Below are 16,525 nucleotides of genomic sequence, written 5' to 3'. Positions count from 1 at the left end.
TCAGCCCTCCGCCGCGCGGCCCTTCTGCGGGAACAACCCGCGCGGGCGCTTCTGGATGAACAGGATGATGAACACCAGCACGATCACCTTGGCCAGCACCGCGCCGGCCCAGGGCTCGATCACCTGGTTGATCACGCCCAGCGACATGCCGGCGACCAGCGCGCCCCACAGGTTCCCCACGCCGCCGAACACCACCACCATGAAGGAGTCGATGATGTAGTTCTGGCCCAGGTTGGGGCCGACGTTGGTCAGCTGCGACAGCGCCACCCCGGCGAGCCCGGCGACCCCGGAGCCCAGCGCGAAGGTGAGGATGTCGACGCGCGTGGCGTGGATGCCCATGGCACGGGCCATGCTGCGGTTCTGGGTCACCGCGCGGACCTCCAGGCCGAGCCGGGTGCGACGCATCACCAGCACCAGCGCGGCGAACACCACCAGCGCGAAGCCCAGCACGTAGAGCCGGTTGAGGGTCAGCGACAGCGCCTCGTTGACCACCAGCGAGCCGCTCATCCACTCGGGGGTGACCACGGTGCGGTTGAGCGGCGAGATCACCGTGCGCACCAGCTGCTGCAGGATCAGGCTGACGCCGAAGGTGGCGAGCAGCGTTTCCAGCGGCCGGCCCTTGAGGAAGCGGATCACGCTGCGCTCGATGATCACGCCGACCAGCGCCGACACTAGGAAACCGGCGGGGATCGACAGGATCAGCGCCAGCCCGGGCTGGCCGGGCAGCAGCTGCTGCAGCATCCAGGTGGTGTAGGCGCCGAGCATGATCAGTTCGCCGTGAGCCATGTTGATCACGCCCATCACGCCGAAGGTGATCGCCAGGCCGATCGCCGCCAGCACCAGTACCGAGCCCAGGCTGAGGCCGAAATAGAGCGTCTCGGCGGCATGGTTGAGCTTGAGCGTCTGCTCGATGCCGGCCAGCGCCTGCTGCGCCGCCGCGGCGGCCTCGCCGTCGCCCCGGGCCACCTGACCGAGCGCGGCGCGCACGGTGGGGTTGAGGCTGCCGGAGAGCGTGTCGATGGCGGCATCGATCTGGCCGGCGTCGCCCGACTGCAGGCGGTAGAGCGCCAGCGCCTGGGCCAGCTTGGCGCGCACATCCGGGTCGGATTCGGCGTCGAGACGCTCGCTCAGTGGCTCGGCCAGGCTGTCGTCGACCTCGCCGATCAGGCGGTCGGCACTGGCCAGCCGTTCGGCCGGGTCATCGGCGTCGAGGTCGAGGATCGCCATCGCGCTGCGCAGTTGATTGCGCAGTGCGTTGTTGATGGTGATGCGGTCGATGTGGCGCCGCGAGACCTCGCCCAGCGGGGCGTCGTCGACGGCGTCGATGACGGTCCAGTCGCGGCCGCGGTTGTTCGTGACGATCACGAAGCGTCCGTCGTCCTCGAGCCGCTGCAGCTTGCCGTCGAGCAGTGCCTGCAGCCAGATGCGCGTGCGCGGGGCGTGACTGGCGACGAGGTCCTGGATGGCCCGGGACTTGGCGGTATAGGAATCGGCAGCCAGGGCACGCAGTTCGGGCGGCGCCTGCTGCGGGGATGCCGCGTCCTGGGCCTGGGCATTGCCCAGGCCCAGGACGGCGAGGCAGCCGAGCAGCACAAGCGCGGTGATGGTCCGCAAGAGGGTCATGCGGGAATCCTTCGCGTGGCGTGTCGCGGAGCCGGCGACGGCAGCGCCGTGCCGGTTCCGGAGGTTATCGGAGCCGGCCGTGACGCGCACGGCCGGCGACTCGCATGGGCTGACTGGCCGTTTACTCGGCACTGCCGCCGCAGGTCTTCTCGACCACGTTGTAGTTGCCGCACTCCAGCGGCTTGCGCCAGTCGCTGATCAAGTCACGCGAGCCGGGCAGGTAATCGGACCAGGCGTCGCCGGCCACGGTGGAGGGCGTCTGCCAGACCACCGAGAACTGGCCGTTGTCCTGGATCTCGCCGATCATCACCGGCTTGGTGATGTGGTGGTTGGGCATCATCGTCGCGTAGCCACCCGAGAGGTTGGGCACGGTGACGCCGATGATCGCGTCCTTGACCGCGTCGACGTCGGTGGAGCCGGCCTTCTTGACCGCCTGCAGCCACATGTTGAAGCCGATGTAGTGGGCTTCCATCGGATCGTTGGTGACCACGGTGTCATCGTCGTCGTTGTAGGCGATCCAGTTGTCGATGAAGTCGTAGTTGGCGTCGGTATCGACGCTCATGAAGTAGTTCCAGGCCGCCAGATGACCGACCAGCGGCGCAGTGTCGATCCCCGAAAGCTCCTGCTCACCCACCGAGAAGGCCATGACCGGAATGTCGGCGGCGTCGATGCCCTGGTTGGCCAGCTCACGATAGAACGGCACATTGGCATCGCCATTGATCGTCGAGACTACCGCGGTCTTCTTGCCCTGGCTGCCGAACTGCTTGATGTTGGAAACGATGTTCTGCCAGTTGGAGTACCCGAATGGCGTGTAGTCGACCATGATGTCGTCATCGGCGACACCGTGTTCCTTGAGATAGGTCTCGAGAATCTTGTTGGTGGTACGCGGGTAGACGTAGTCGGTGCCCTCGAGTACCCAGCGCTTCACGCCGACGTTGTTCATCAGGTAGTCGACGGCCGGGATCGCCTGCTGGTTGGGGGCGGCGCCGGTATAGAAGATGTTCTCGGAGGACTCCTCGCCCTCGTACTGCACCGGGTAGAACAGCAGGCCGTTGAGCTCCTCGACGACCGGCAGAACCGCCTTGCGCGAGGCGGAGGTCCAGTTGCCGAAGATTACGTCAACCTTGTCCTTGGCGAGCAGCTGACGGGCCTTTTCGGCGAACAGCGGCCAATCGGAGGCCGGATCGACCACCACCGGCTCGAGTTTCTTGCCGAGCAGGCCGCCCTTCTCATTCTGCTGCTGGATCAGCATCAGGAGCTCATCCTTCAGCGTCGACTCGCTGATCGCCATGGTGCCGGAGAGCGAGTGAAGGATACCGACCTTGATGGTGTCTTCCTGAGCCAGGGCAGGAACCGAAATTCCCAGGCCGAGCAGGCCGGCCGCGATCCAGCGATGGGGCTTGGTTGCGTTCACTTGAATCTCCTTGCGCTTATGATTGTTGGTCGTGTCCAGCGGCGAGCGCACTATGGCGGACGCCTTGACATCGCAATTGCAAGGAATGTGCCACTATTTCAAAAAATACTGATCACCCTTTACAAACAGTAGCTTGAATAGCGAAGAAAAGCCCTATCCCGGTATACCGCTCTCGGACCGACACCCGGCAGGCGCCACAATGAAGCAGCCTTGACGGGATCACGCACCACAACAAGGCAGGCTATATAAAAGAGAGGGAAAAATGCCCGCCGGTTGCAGCGGGCGGCGTCTCAAGCGCGTCATTCCTCCGGGTAAAAGGCGTCCTCGGGCAGCGCCATCAGCGTCTCGGCGCCCGCTCCGATCTCGTGCTCCAGCGATGTTACCCGGGGCAACAGGCGCGTCAGGAAGTAGCGCCCCACCGCCAGCTTGGCACGATAGAAGGAATCACCCGAGGGCCCCTGCTGCTGCAGGCCCTGGCGGGCCGTGGTCATCATGCGCCACCACAGCCAGGCATAAACGACATGTCCCAGCAGCGAGAGATAGCCGGTCGCCGCTGCACCCAGCTCGGAAGCATCCTCGCGGGCCCGTTCCAGCAGCCCCGCCGTGGCGCGCTCCAGTCCAGCCACGGCCTCGGTGACGCGCCGGCGTTCATCGGCCAGTTCCGGGTCGCGCTGCGCATCGAGCTCGCTGCGGACGCGCTCGACGAGTCGCGCGACCAGAGCGCCCTGATTGCGGAACAGCTTGCGTCCGACCAGATCCATCGCCTGAATGCCGTTGGTGCCTTCATAGATCATCGCGATACGCGCATCACGCACGTACTGCTCGGCGCCCCACTCCACACAGTAGCCATTGCCGCCATAGAGTTGCTGGGCCTCGACGGTGACGTCGAAGCCCCGATCGGTGAGAAAGGCCTTGGCCACCGGCGTGAGCAGAGCCACCAGGGCCTCGGCGTCTTCGCGCACGGCGGCGTCGGGATGCAGGCGCGCCCGGTCGAGCTGGCCGGCGACGAAGCCCGCGAAGGCGCGCCCGCCCTCGTTCCAGGCGCGGATGTCCAACGCCATGCGGCGCACGTCGGGGTGCACCAGGATCGGATCGGCCGGCTGGTCGGGCTCCGCCGCGCCCTGCGGCGCCCGCCCCTGGCGCCGCTGACGGGCGAAGTCCATGGCGCTCTGGCCGGCGACCTCGCCTAGCCCCAGCCCCTGCAGCCCGATCGACAGCCGCTCGTAGTTCATCATCGTGAACATCGCCGCCAGGCCCTGATGCGGCTCGCCGATCAGCACGCCCTCGGCGGCGTCGAAGTGCATCACGCAGGTCGCGCTGCCCTTGATGCCCATCTTGTGCTCGAGACCGCCACAGCTGACGCCGTTGGCTTCGCCGAGTACACCGTCCGCGCCCACCTGGCGCCTGGGCACCAGAAACAGCGAGATGCCCCGGGTGCCGGGCGGGGCATCGGGCAGCCTGGCGAGCACCAGATGCACGATATTGTCGACCATGTCGTGCTCGCCGCCGGTGATCCAGATCTTGCTGCCGGTGATCGCGTAGCACGCCTGCCCGACGGCGTCCTCCCCCGCCAGGGGCTCGGCGCGCGTGCGGATCAGGCCGAGATCGGTGCCGCAGTGGGGCTCGGTCAGGCACATGGTGCCCAGCCACTCGCCGGCGTACATGCGCGGCAGGTAGACGCGCTTGACCGGCTCGGGGGCGTGATGATCCAGCAGCAGGGTGGCACCGGTGTTGAGCGCCGGGTACAGGGCGAAACCGGTATTGGTGGCGTAGAGCATCTCCTCGAAGGCCACGGTCAACAGCTTGGGCATGCCCTGGCCGCCATGCTCGGGATTGCCGCCCAGGCCGAACCAGCCGCCCTCGGCCAGCGTGCGCCGGGCTTCCTTGAAGCCGTCGGGCGTGGTGACCCGCCCGGCCTCGAAACGACAGCCCTGGGCATCGGCGGGCTGGTTGAGCGGAAACAGCTCGGCGCGGGTCAGACGGGCCGCTTCCTCGAGGATGGCATCGGCCAGATCGGGCGTCAGCTCGCGGGTGGCGGGCATGGCGGCCCACTCGTCACCGGCCTGGAAAACCTCGTTGAGCACGAAGCGCATGTCACGCAGGGGTGCCTGATAGTAGGCCATGAACGGGACTCCAGCAGATTCAAACGGTCGCTTGAATGTAGCGCAGATCGGCCGGCGCCGTCATCTCGACCTTCGCCGGGCGGTGCATCGCGATGTTGCCTCGACGCATCGCCGAACGGCCGGTTTCACCATCTTTGTGCCGCAATTTCTCCCGAAAGGTGGTAGGCAGGGATTTATTGATTCAGGATAATTCCTGACGCTTGCGCGTTCCTGTCGAGTCGCCGCCCCTGCCGGCGAAACACGCTCGAACGACGCATGGGGAACGCAAGGGGAATGTCGAGAGCGGTATCATCCCCGACATTGCATCTCGGACTGAAAAACGGAGACAACCCGTGGCTCAAGACACCAACAGCCAGCCGGAGCCGCCACAGGAAGGCGTGCCAGCCCCTGAAGGCCCGGCCAATCTCATCGATACCGATTACGTGATCGGACAGGACAACATCACCACCAACAAGTTTGGCTTCGATGTCGACCTGCACGGCAAGGTCTTCACGATCTCGTCGCTGTTGATCCTGTTCTTCGTGATCATCACCCTCGCGCTGCCCGACCAGATGGGGCCGATCTTCAACGGTACCCGCCAGTGGCTGACCAGTCACCTGAGCTGGCTCTTCCTGCTGTCCGCCAACATCTTCGTCATCGTCTCGGTGGTGCTGATCTTCACGCCGCTGAGCAAGGTGCGCATCGGCGGAGCTCACGCCAAGCCGGATTTCAGCTACGCCGGCTGGTTCGCGATGCTGTTCGCCGCCGGCATGGGCATCGGCCTGATGTTCTATGGCGTCTCCGAGCCGATGACCCACTTCGGCACCTCGCTGGGCGGCACCACCGTCGAGAACGGCGTGCGTACCGACTGGGCGCCGCTGGGCGCCGCTGGGCGCCGCCCAGGGTGACGAGCAGGGCGCCATCGCACTGGGCATGTCCGCCACCATCTTCCACTGGGGGCTGCATCCGTGGGGCATCTATGCCGTGGTCGCCCTGGCGCTGGCCCTTTTTTCCTACAACAAGGGCCTGCCGCTGACCATGCGCTCGATCTTCTACCCGATCCTGGGTGAGCGCGTCTGGGGCTGGCCGGGCCATCTCATCGACATCCTGGCCGTGTTCGCCACCCTGTTCGGTCTGGCGACCTCACTGGGCATCGGGGCCTCCCAGGCGTCCGCGGGGCTGCACTATCTGTTCGACACGCCCAACAACAACGTGGCGATGGTCGTGCTGATCATGGGCATCACCCTGGTCGCGCTGGGGTCGGTCGTGCTGGGCGTCGACAAGGGCGTCCAGCGCCTCTCGCAGCTCAACATGGTCCTGGCCTTCCTGCTGCTGGCCTTCGTGATCTTCGTCGGCCCCACGCTGATGATCGCCACCGGCTTCTTCGAGAACCTGGGCTCCTACCTGAAGAACCTGCCGGCGCTGTCGAATCCCTTCGGCCGTGAAGACGTCAACTTCGTGCAGGGCTGGACCGCCTTCTACTGGGCCTGGTGGATCTCCTGGTCGCCGTTCGTGGGCATGTTCATCGCTCGCGTCAGCCGCGGCCGCACGGTACGCGAGTTCCTGATCGCCGTGCTGCTGGTGCCCTCGCTGGTCTCCGTGCTGTGGATGACCGCCTTCGGCACCACCGCCATTCACCAGGTCATCGCCAACGGGTTCGAGGGGGTCAAGGATGCTGCCCTGGAGCTGCAGCTGTTCGTCATGCTCGGCCAGCTGCCGCTGACCGGCATCACCTCCTTCATCGGCATCATCCTGGTCATGGTGTTCTTCATCACCTCGTCCGACTCCGGTTCGCTGGTGATCGACTCCATCACCGCCGGCGGCAAGGTCGATGCGCCCAAGCCGCAGCGCATCTTCTGGGCCCTGATCGAGGGCGCGATCGCCATCGCCCTGCTGCTGGGCGGCGGCCTGAGTGCGCTGCAGGCAGCGGTCATCTCCACCGGCCTGCCCTTCACGCTGGTCCTGCTGGCGGCGTGCTACGCCATCATCCAGGGCCTGCGCAGCGAGCCCCGGACCTGACAGCCGAGTCCTTCGCAACGACAACGGCCCGCCTTTCGGCGGGCCGTTTGCGTTTCTGCCGGGCTGAACGGATTTCCTGCCCCGGACTGAGCGGGCCGGGAACGTCCGACTAGCGCCAGAGCTCGCCCACCGGGGTCTCCAGGGTGTGATAGCGGGCCACCTGCGCCTGCAGCAGTTCCGCCGTGGCCAGGGCATCCACCAGGGCATGGTGGCCGGTGTAGGGCGGCAGATGATAGCGCTGGCGACTCTCGTGAAGCCGGATCGAGGCAGCCGGCTGGCCCAGCCAGCGACGCAACCGGGCCCACCAGGATTGACGATGGATGCGGGCTTCCAGCGACATGGTGTCGATCACCGGAAACAGCAGGCTCTCGCCGAGGCGCTCGCGAATCGCCGCGTCCAGGAAGCTGCGCTCGATGCGCCGGTAGTGGACCACCACCAGGCGTCCCGACAGGCACGCCAGCAGCTCATCGAGAATCGCGCTGAGATCGGGAGCGCCGGCCACCTCCGAGTGCGTGATATGGTGAAAGGCGACGGACTCCTCGCTCAGGTTGCGCCGGGGCGACAGCACCCAGTAGCGCCCCTCGCGGACCCGTATCCGCTCCAGGGTGAAGGGCATGACCCCGATGCTGACGATGTCGTGCCGACCGGCGTCCAGGCCGGTGGTTTCCAGATCCAAGGCCGCCAGCGGCACCCGGCCGATCGGCGTGTCGGGAGACAGCGCCTCCACGCCGGCCGAGAAGAAGTTCACCAGACGCGAATCCCGGGCTTCCCGGGCCCGCGAGGCCAGGTAGACATCCCAGTCCGGTCGCGTCTCGCGGCGCCTGAAGAGTCCGCCGGCCCTCATCCGCGGGACCGTTTCGAGGGCATGGGATAGCGGAATCCCAGGAACTTCTGGGCGTGACTGATCACTTCGAAGGCATCCTTGAGATGGTGTCGCTCGCGACTGTCGATGTTTTCCGGCTCGATATTGTTGTCGGGCTCCTCGCCCTGCTCGATATCGTGGGCCTGATGCCGAATGCGCACCATCGAGAGGAACTCGAAGGCGTAGCGCAGCCGCTCGTTGACGCCGTCGGCCAGCAGTCGCGTCTTGGCGATGTCGTCCAGCCGAGCGAAGGTGTTCTGGGCCTTCGAGCCACAGGCCAGGGCATGCACGCGCACCAGATCGGCCAGTGGCGCGGTGCCGCGCCGCTTGAGATTGATGGATTTGCGGTGCTTGCCGTCCTGTTCCATGACGAAGGTACGGAAGAAGCCCAGTGGTGGAGTGCGGCCGAGCGCATTGCGGGCCATCGCCGCGAGGAAGAAGGGCCGCTGTGGTGCGCGTTCGGCAATGAGGTCCTGCAGGGCCTCGACCAGCGGCTCCTCGCCATGTACCGCCGCCAGATCGAAGAAGATCGAACTGTGCAGCAGCCGCTCGGGATTGGGCGCATCCATCCACTCGGTGAAGTAGCGCTTCCAGACCTGCAGGGGCTGGCGCCACCGCGGGTTGGTGGCCATCACGTCGCCCTTGCAGTAGGGGTAGCCACAGGCGGCAAGGCCGTCGCTGACGAACTTGGCCAGGGCCTCGAAGTAGGCGTCGTGCTGCTCGGGGTCGAAGCGGTCGTCGAGCACCAGGGCATTGTCCTGGTCGGCGGTGATGGTCGGCTCGTCACGCGCCATCGACCCCAGCACCATGAAGCAGTAGGGTACCGGCGGCGGGCCCAGCCTGGCTTCGGCGAGCTCGATCAAGCGGTGCGCGAAGCTGCGCCCCACGGTCGCCAGTGCCCGCCCCACCATCTCCGAGTTGGCGCCGTCGGCCACCATCCGGGCAAAGGCGGTGCGCACCTCCTCGGAGAGGTGGGCGAGCTGGTCCACCTCGTTCTGGAGAAAGATGTTGTTGACCAGAAAGAGGCTGCTGTGCGTCTCGTAGCGCACGATATCGGAAAGGTGCAGGACACCGATCGGCTGACGCCGGTGCAGCACGGGCAGGTGGTGCACCTGGTTGCGCAGCATGCTCAGCATCGCCTCGTAGACCGTCTCGTCGGACTGCACCACGATCAGCTGCCGGGACATCGCATCGGTCGCCGGGGCCTGGGGCGTGACTCCCTCGGCCAGCACGCGGGTGCAGAAGTCACGATCGGTGAGAATGCCGCACAGGCGCCAGCCGTGACCATCGCGATCGATGAAGGTATACGGCGAGGCCTTTTCCGCCGGCTCGATGACCAGCACGCAGGTGGTGTTGGCATCCCGCATGCGCTGGGCCGCTTCCTGCAGAGTCACACCGGCCTCGATCATCTCGGCAGGGCGACCGAGCAGCTTGCGCACCCGGGTGGTCATCATGTCGCTGTCGTGACGCTGCTGCTCGACCGTGGCCTTGAGCCGCTGGCCGCCGGTGTCGACGAACTCGGCGAACTCGTCGTCCTGGTCGCAGACCTCCTCGAATACCTCGGCGGGAATGAAGTAGATCAGGGTGTCCTCGATGGCCCGGACCGGATAGCGCACCCGACGATTGCGCAGCAGATCCGAGTAGCCGAAGATGTCGCCCTCCCCCAGCCGATTGAACAGCCGGCCGTTGCGCAGGTACATCTCCACCGCCCCGCTGCGCACGTACCAGAGGGCCTCGATCGGCTGATCCTTGACCAGCAGCTCGGTGCCGGCCTGGAAGTAACGGATTTCGACCGACGCGGCGACCGTGTCGAGCAGATCGTCCGACAGGCTGTCGAAGGGCGCGAACTGCGCCAGGTGATCGCGGATATCCAGCTGCTCGACGTTCATGTCGGCCTCCCGTGACGTGATGGCGTCATTCTCGGAAGCCCGACCGACTCCCGTCAATCCGGAGCGCCGATGTCAGGCACTGTCGGCCTGCGCCCGGGGTGTCGGATGCTTGCCCTCGTCCCAGCCGCGACTGGCGGCACGCTGGGTCTCGAACCAGTCGAGCCGTTCCTGCAGGCCCACGACATGCCCGATCACGATCAGCGTCGGCGGCCGGATGCTGTCACCGTCGAGGCTTGCCGGCAGAACCGCCAGGGAACCGACGTGAACGCGCTGTCGCGCCGTGGTGCCCTGCTCGACCAGCGCCAGAGGCGTGTCCCCGGCAAGGCCGTGAGCCTGCAGTTCCTGCTGAATGACCTCGAGACTGCCCAGTCCCATGTAGAAGACCAGCGTCTGCCCCTCGCGGGCCAGCGCGGGCCAGTCCAGATCGCAGCTGCCGTTCTTGAGATGCCCGGTGACGAAGCGCACCGACTGGGCGTGATCCCGGTGGGTCAGGGGAATGCCGGCATAGGCCGCGCAACCCGAGGCCGCGGTGATGCCGGGCACCACCTCGAAGTCGACTCCCGCCTGGGCCAGGCTTTCCAGCTCCTCGCCGCCGCGGCCGAAGATGAAGGGGTCCCCGCCCTTGAGACGAACCACACGCCTGCCACAGCGCGCCCAGTCGACCAGGGCCCGGTTGATTCCCGACTGGGGGACGCTGTGCGAGGAGCGCGCCTTGCCGACATAAAGCCGCTGTGTGTGGGGCGGGATCAACGCGAGAATCTCGTCGCTCACCAGGCGGTCGTGCAGCACCACATCAGCTGTCTGCAACCGCTTGAGCGCCTTGATCGTCAGCAGTTCGGGATCTCCCGGTCCGGCACCGACCAGACAGACCTGCCCACGCGGGAAATCGCGCAAAGCCGCGAGGCGAGCGGGATTCGAGACAGCATCGTCGGTCGGAAACATGGCGCACCCTGTTATAACAAAAACGCAAAAAGACTCTATATCTTATACGTAAAAATAATGAACAAGGGCGCCGGGTACCAGTAACGTCTAGTTGCCAGCATATAACTCGATCGTTGGAATGCAAGACGCCTCCGGCGAATGCTCGCCGGAGGCGTCCAGTCAGGCTGCCCGACGGAGCGGGATCAGCCGGCCAGCTGCTTACGCAAACGCGGGCTGAGTAATTCGCCGATAACGGTGAGCACAACCAGCGCCGCTATCAGCCAGGGCCACTGGCTGCTCATGTCGAGCGTCATCACGCCCAGGGCGTCGATGAAGATGACCACGATGCCCAGCGGGCTGACGTAGCGGATCATGAACAGCCACAGGGCGTGCTGCGCGGGGCTCAGGCCCAGCTCGGAGCGGAAGATGTCGTTGCGGAGCACGAAGCCGGCCAGAATGGCCATGCCCAGACCGCCCAGCGGCATCATCCAGCGCGAGGTCAGGTAGTCCAGCCAGCCGAAGAAGTTCTTGCCGGCGAACGTCCAGTCCGCACCGACGTTGAACGACAGCATGGCCAGCGTGCTGACGATCCACAGCACGATGCCGGTTCCCCAGGCCGCCTTGACACGGGAGATCCCCTTGCTCTCGTTGAGCCAGGCCACGGTGGCCTCGATCATCGAGATCGCCGAAGTCAGCGCGGCCATGGTCAGCATGATGAAGAAGATGGCTTCCAGCAGGGTGCCCAGCGGCATCTGCTCGAAGGCCAGCGGCAGGCTCATGAAGATCAGCCCCGGGCCACTGGCCGGATCCAGGCCGTTGGCGAAGATCACCGGGAAGATCGCCAGACCGGCCATCAGCGCCACCAGCGTATCGCAGATCGCCACGGTGAAGGTGGTGCGGGCGATGGACTTGCCGTCAGGCAGGTAGGAACCGTAGGTCAGGATCGCACCCGACGCGAGAGACAGGGTGAAGAAGGCGTGCCCCATGGCTGCCAGCAGGCCGGCGCTGGAGAGCTTGCCGATCTCGAAGCCGAACAGAAAATCGAGCGCCTGACCGAAGCCACCGGAGAACATGGCGTAAACGATCATGATACCCAGCATGATCACCATGCCCGGCATCATCCAGCGAACGCTCTTCTCGATGCCTTCCTGGACGCCCTTGCCGACGATCAGCATGGTGACCACCGTCACCAGCGTGCTCCAGAAGCCGAGGTTCCACGGGTTGGCATTGTTGGCGCCGAAGATCGCTGCCATGCCGTCCACCGTGTCGGCGCTGAGACCGCCGGTCACGGTCTTCCACAGGTAGGAAACCGACCAGCCGGCCACCACCACGTAGAAGGAAAGAATCATGAAGCCGCAGAGCATCGCCATCCAGCCGATCAGCGACCAACCCGAGCCCTGGCCGGACTCCCGGGCCACGCGGCGAATGGCGTCGATCGGGCTGCCACGACCGCGACGACCATAGCCGATCTCGACCATCATGATGGGAATGCCGATCGCCGCGATACACAGCAGGTAGACCAGCACGAAGGCCCCGCCCCCGTATTCCCCGGTCATGTAGGGGAACTTCCAGATATTGCCTAACCCCACCGCAGAGCCGGTCGCGGCAAGCACGAACCCCCAGCGACCCATCCAGAGATTTTGCGGTTTTTCTCTTGTCGTCATAACACACACCTTGAAGGTTTTATTGTTGTGCCAAAGGCCGCCCACAGGGTTTGGCAAACAAGGCTGCGATTGTAGCGTCAACCCGTCCGCTTGCACCATCGCCGCGCTTTGTTCTGCCGTACCTTGAGCATTTTGCAGCAAAAAGCACTGCGTTTACCGAAATCGTTCATGCCGGGATGGCATCGGGCTGCGCCTCGGGCGCGGCCCGGCGGAACGCCTCGAGTTCGCGGGAGCGGGCGTCCAGCGCGACCAGTGCCGGATAGTCATCGAGCGGACAGTCGAAACGCCGCGCGTTGTAGAGTTGTGGCACCAGGCACAACTCCACCAATCCGGGCCGCTCGCCCAGCGAGAACGGGGTCGACCATTCGGTCACCCGAGCCTCGAGCGCCGCCAGCCCTTCCGCGACCCAGTGACGGTACCAGCGCAGCTTGTCCGGCTCATCGATGCCCAGTTCGTGCGTCAAATACCGCAGCACACGCAGGTTGTCGAGAGGATGAACCTCGCAGGCAATGACCTGGGCCAGGGCGCGGCTGCGAGCGCGGGCCGCCGGTTCCGGGGGCAACAGTCGAGGTCCGGGGCGAGTCTCGTCCAGATACTCGACGATCGCCATCGATTGCGTCAGGCAGGTGCCGTCGCTGTCAATGAACAGCGGCACCAGCCCCTCGGGATTGCGCCGTCGGTATTCGGGGGTGTGCTGCTCGCCCCCGGCACGCACCAGGTGCACGCTGCGGTGCTCGACCTCGACCTGCTTGAGATTGAGTGCGATCCGAACGCGATAGGCGGCGCTCGAACGCCAGTAGCCATACAGTATGGGAGGCGATTCCGACATCGCGATCTCCTCGGCCGGTCACTGAAGGGGTCGACCGTTGCCGACCCGGCATAAAGTTTCATTTGAAACCATATGCGCAACGCCCCAGTCGCTCAAGGGCCACTCGCTCGCCCTTAGTCGTAGCCGCTTCACAAAGCTGTCAACTTTTCCGTACAGCGAGGCGCCCCTGCCACGCCCGGCGAGGCGCGATTATACTCGGGGCACCATTCACGTCATGGCACATCAGGAGTCCGCGCTTGCCCTCGACCACTGCCGCCCCCCGCGCCGAACTCGATCTCAAGGTGTTTCTGCCCTACCGACTGTCCAACCTGGCCGAACGCATCAGCCAGGCGCTGTCCTCGATCTATGCCGAGCAGTATGACCTGACCATCGCGCAGTGGCGCATTCTGGCCTGGCTTCAGCAGGCCCAGCCGCTGACCGCCAAGCGCATCTGCGAACTGACGGCCATGGACAAGGCCCGAGTGTCTCGGGCGGTCTCGCAACTGCTGGCGCGTGAACTCATCGCTCGCCAGCGCGACGACGACGATCAGCGTACCCTGTGGCTGACACTGAGCGAGGCGGGGCATGACCTGCTCGACCTGGCCATTCCACGGGCCCTGGCCTGGGAGCACTCGCTGGTGGCCGCCCTGAGCGAGGCGGAGTATCGTGACTTGTTCCGGTTGCTGGACAAGATCGAGGCCGGACTCGCCTCGGAGGCGAAGCGCGACTAGCCCGCATCCACCGTCTTTTTACAAGGAGGTTTCATGGCTCACCAGTTCGCGCTCCTGGGTCTGGGCTACTTCGGCGTCACCGTCGCCCAGGAGCTGCGCCGCCAGCGCAATGACGTGCTGGGCGTCGATCATGACGAGGACCGCGTCAACGCCATGGCGGATCTGCTGAGCCACGCGGTGGTGGCCGACGTCACCAACGAGAAGGCACTGGCCGAACTTTCGCTGGGTGATTATGACGCCGTGGTGATCGACGTCGACGACAATATCGAAGCCAGCATGATCTGCACGCTGCTGGTCAAGGAGCAGGGCGCCCGGGAGATCTGGGTCAAGGCGCATTCCGATACCCACTATCGGCTGCTCAAGCACATTGGTGCCGACCATATTGTCTACCCCGAATACGACACCGGCCTACGCGTCGCGGAAAGCCTGCACTACCGCGCCATGGTCGACTTCATCCAGCTCGGCGACCGGCAGTTCATCGTCGAGCTGCAGGCGACCGACAAGCTCAGCGAGCGTTGCCCCAGCGTAGCCGACCTGGCTCTCGACGAGAGCGACCTGGCCCTTATCGCCATCAAACGCGGGACCGAAGTGATCCGGGACCCGGACGGCGACACGTCACTGCAAGGCGATGACCACCTGGTGCTGATCGGGGATCTCGACGCCCTCCGCGAACTGGGCAAGAAGCTGTGATCTTCAAGCCATGAACTACCGCCAGCGCATCGTACGTCCGCTTCGCTACCTGCCTCACGGGCGTGTGATTCGACTCTCGCCGCCGGAAATTCTGCTGTTCGGCTTCGCGCTGCTCAGTGGGTTCGGCACTTTGCTGCTGTGGCTGCCGATCTCGGCCACGGTGCCCCTGAACTGGCATGAAGCCCTGTTCACGGCGACCTCTGCCGTCACGGTAACCGGGCTGTCGGTGACCCAGACCGCCGACCTGACCCTGTTCGGCCAGTGGGTGGTCCTGTGCCTCATTCAGGTCGGCGGGCTGGGCTTCATGACCTTCGCCGCACTGACACTGGTCCTGATGGGCATGCGGCTACCCCTCTACCAGCGCAATCTGGTCAAGGAGAGCCTGAATCACACCTCGTTCAGCGAATTGATGACGCTGGTCCGCCTGGTGGTGGTCTTCGCCCTCGTCGCCGAGGCGACCGGTACGCTGCTACTGGCCCTGAGCTGGGTCCCGCGATTCGGCTGGTCCCATGGCCTGTGGGTCAGCCTGTTCCATGCCGTCTCGGCCTTCAACAACGCCGGGTTTTCGATCTGGCCGGACAGCCTCACCAGCTTCGTCGCCAGCCCGCTGGTCAATCTGGTGATCTCGGGCCTTTTCATCGTCGGCGGGCTGGGATTTGCGGTCATTGCTGAACTGCTCGAGTGGCGCCGAACTCGCCGGCTGACACTCCATGCCCGCATCGTGCTGCAGGCCACGTTCTGGCTCTCTCTGATCGGCATGCTCGCGGTACTGGCGCTGGAGTGGCGTAACCCCGCAACACTAGGTGGGCTCGACAGCATCGGCGCAAAGCTGCAGGCGGCCTGGTTTCAGGCCGTCACGCCACGCACTGCCGGCTTCAATACCCTGGATACCGGCTCGCTGACCGACCCGACGGCGCTGTTGACCATGTTGCTGATGTTCATCGGCGCCGGTTCGGGGTCCACAGCCAGTGGCATCAAGGTCACGACTTTCGTGGTACTGCTGCTGGTGGCACGGGCCTTCATTCGCGGCAATTCACAACCGGTGGCCTTCAACCGCTCGATTCCCCAGGAAACCGTCATCAAGGCCGTGGCGGTGGCACTGGCGGGTATGCTGCTGATATTTACCTGTCTTTTCCTACTGACCGTGACGGAGCCCGGAAAGTCTTTTCTCGATCTGGCCTTCGAAAGCGTTTCCGCCTTCGGCACCGTCGGTCTATCGCGGGGCGTGACCCCCGACATGAGCGCCGGCGGCCAACTGACGCTCATTGTGACCATGCTACTGGGACGCGTCGGCCCCTTGTCACTGGGATATCTCATGTCCACGCAACGCGACAAGGGGCTGCGCTACGCCCGCGGTTCCGTGCAGATTGGCTGACGCCCCAGGGGCACACGAAAATCAAGAAGAAGCCCCGCATGGCGGGGCTCTAAAGGGACTCAAGCCGGAGCTTTCGGACATGGCACTGAAAGCCCTGATCCAGACAGATCACTTCCAGCCTGCCTCACGGTGGGCTGTCTCACCATAGGAGAACCGCGCTACTGCCCGTAGGAAATGAGCGACAGCCCGACGCCCTGCATCGGCGCGCCCGATAGGCCTGTTGCAAGATGTCACTTCGACCTTGAAATCAGCAAGCGGGAAGAAAGCCGGCCACTTTTCCCGGCCCCCAAACGCAAAAACCCCGGCCTGTGGGCCGGGGTTCTGCGGTATAGATGCCTGACGATGACCTACTCTCGCATGGAGAAGCTCCACACTACCATCGGCGCTAAGCGGTTTCACTGCTGAGTTCGGCATGGGATCAGGTGGG

The 16,525-nt window shown here is 65.1% G+C and carries 11 protein-coding genes, 1 rRNA gene and 1 pseudogene; 4 read left to right on the top strand and 9 right to left on the bottom strand.

Translation table 11 applies throughout. From position 1 onward, the window contains the following. The 3 genes from urtB to ACTCB7_RS08285 form a co-directional block, all read right to left on the bottom strand. Complete coding sequence (gene urtB, locus ACTCB7_RS08295) at positions 1–1,614, bottom strand: urea ABC transporter permease subunit UrtB (protein ID WP_463006396.1); 1,614 nt, start codon at positions 1,612–1,614, stop codon at positions 1–3. A 130-nt stretch (positions 1,615–1,744) separates the two neighbouring features. Continuing rightward, the gene (gene urtA / locus ACTCB7_RS08290) at positions 1,745–3,037 is read right to left on the bottom strand and encodes an urea ABC transporter substrate-binding protein (RefSeq protein ID WP_463006284.1); all 1,293 of its coding nucleotides are present in this window, start codon (positions 3,035–3,037) and stop codon (positions 1,745–1,747) included. Between the two features lie 299 nt (positions 3,038–3,336). Next, the gene (locus ACTCB7_RS08285; protein WP_463006283.1) at positions 3,337–5,160 is read right to left on the bottom strand and encodes an acyl-CoA dehydrogenase C-terminal domain-containing protein; all 1,824 of its coding nucleotides are present in this window, start codon (positions 5,158–5,160) and stop codon (positions 3,337–3,339) included. A gap of 332 nt (positions 5,161–5,492) precedes the next feature. Here ACTCB7_RS08285 and ACTCB7_RS08280 point away from each other — a divergent pair. Continuing rightward, positions 5,493–7,158 (top strand): annotated as a pseudogene (locus ACTCB7_RS08280) (BCCT family transporter). Positions 7,159–7,267: 109 nt separating this feature from the next. Here the strand turns inward: ACTCB7_RS08280 and ACTCB7_RS08275 are convergent. The 5 genes from ACTCB7_RS08275 to maiA form a co-directional block, all read right to left on the bottom strand. After that, positions 7,268–8,002 carry a 3'-5' exonuclease gene (locus ACTCB7_RS08275; protein WP_463006282.1) on the bottom strand — a complete coding sequence of 245 codons (735 nt, stop codon included), beginning with the start codon at positions 8,000–8,002 and terminating at the stop codon, positions 7,268–7,270. After that, positions 7,999–9,909 carry a DUF294 nucleotidyltransferase-like domain-containing protein gene (locus ACTCB7_RS08270; protein WP_463006281.1) on the bottom strand — a complete coding sequence of 637 codons (1,911 nt, stop codon included), beginning with the start codon at positions 9,907–9,909 and terminating at the stop codon, positions 7,999–8,001. Before ACTCB7_RS08270 ends, ACTCB7_RS08275 begins: the two co-directional genes overlap by 4 nt. A gap of 72 nt (positions 9,910–9,981) precedes the next feature. After that, complete coding sequence (gene cobA / locus ACTCB7_RS08265) at positions 9,982–10,851, bottom strand: uroporphyrinogen-III C-methyltransferase (protein WP_463006280.1); 870 nt, start codon at positions 10,849–10,851, stop codon at positions 9,982–9,984. 182 nt (positions 10,852–11,033) lie between these two features. Then, positions 11,034–12,494, bottom strand: a complete 1,461-nt coding sequence (locus ACTCB7_RS08260; RefSeq protein ID WP_463006279.1) for a sodium-dependent transporter — start codon at positions 12,492–12,494, stop codon at positions 11,034–11,036. 166 nt (positions 12,495–12,660) lie between these two features. Beyond that, entirely contained in the window at positions 12,661–13,323 is a 663-nt protein-coding gene (gene maiA / locus ACTCB7_RS08255) for a maleylacetoacetate isomerase (protein ID WP_463006278.1), read from the bottom strand. Between the two features lie 236 nt (positions 13,324–13,559). Between maiA and ACTCB7_RS08250 the strand changes: the two genes are divergently transcribed. The 3 genes from ACTCB7_RS08250 to ACTCB7_RS08240 are packed head-to-tail and all read left to right on the top strand — an operon-like array spanning position 13,560 to position 16,098. Further along, the gene (locus ACTCB7_RS08250; protein WP_463006277.1) at positions 13,560–14,033 is read left to right on the top strand and encodes a MarR family winged helix-turn-helix transcriptional regulator; all 474 of its coding nucleotides are present in this window, start codon (positions 13,560–13,562) and stop codon (positions 14,031–14,033) included. Positions 14,034–14,066: 33 nt separating this feature from the next. After that, on the top strand, positions 14,067–14,723 hold the full coding sequence (locus ACTCB7_RS08245; RefSeq protein ID WP_463006276.1) for a potassium channel family protein: 657 nt from the start codon (positions 14,067–14,069) through the stop codon (positions 14,721–14,723). A 10-nt stretch (positions 14,724–14,733) separates the two neighbouring features. Then, entirely contained in the window at positions 14,734–16,098 is a 1,365-nt protein-coding gene (locus ACTCB7_RS08240; protein WP_463006275.1) for a TrkH family potassium uptake protein, read from the top strand. Positions 16,099–16,432: 334 nt separating this feature from the next. On the opposite strand, the gene rrf is transcribed toward ACTCB7_RS08240, so the two are convergent. Beyond that, positions 16,433–16,525, bottom strand: a 5S ribosomal RNA gene (gene rrf / locus ACTCB7_RS08235); the annotation flags it as partial.

This window comes from Modicisalibacter sp., from assembly GCF_055145905.1.
This window is presented reverse-complemented; position numbering and strand designations above follow the sequence as displayed.

Coding starts and splice junctions, on each gene's coding strand:
- ACTCB7_RS08285 (WP_463006283.1), bottom strand. CDS start 5,160: ATGGCCTACTATCAGGCACCCCTGCGTGACATGCGCTTCGTGCTCAAC.
- ACTCB7_RS08275 (WP_463006282.1), bottom strand. CDS start 8,002: ATGAGGGCCGGCGGACTCTTCAGGCGCCGCGAGACGCGACCGGACTGG.
- ACTCB7_RS08270 (WP_463006281.1), bottom strand. CDS start 9,909: ATGAACGTCGAGCAGCTGGATATCCGCGATCACCTGGCGCAGTTCGCG.
- cobA (WP_463006280.1), bottom strand. CDS start 10,851: ATGTTTCCGACCGACGATGCTGTCTCGAATCCCGCTCGCCTCGCGGCT.
- ACTCB7_RS08260 (WP_463006279.1), bottom strand. CDS start 12,494: ATGACGACAAGAGAAAAACCGCAAAATCTCTGGATGGGTCGCTGGGGG.
- maiA (WP_463006278.1), bottom strand. CDS start 13,323: ATGTCGGAATCGCCTCCCATACTGTATGGCTACTGGCGTTCGAGCGCC.
- ACTCB7_RS08245 (WP_463006276.1), top strand. CDS start 14,067: ATGGCTCACCAGTTCGCGCTCCTGGGTCTGGGCTACTTCGGCGTCACC.
- ACTCB7_RS08240 (WP_463006275.1), top strand. CDS start 14,734: ATGAACTACCGCCAGCGCATCGTACGTCCGCTTCGCTACCTGCCTCAC.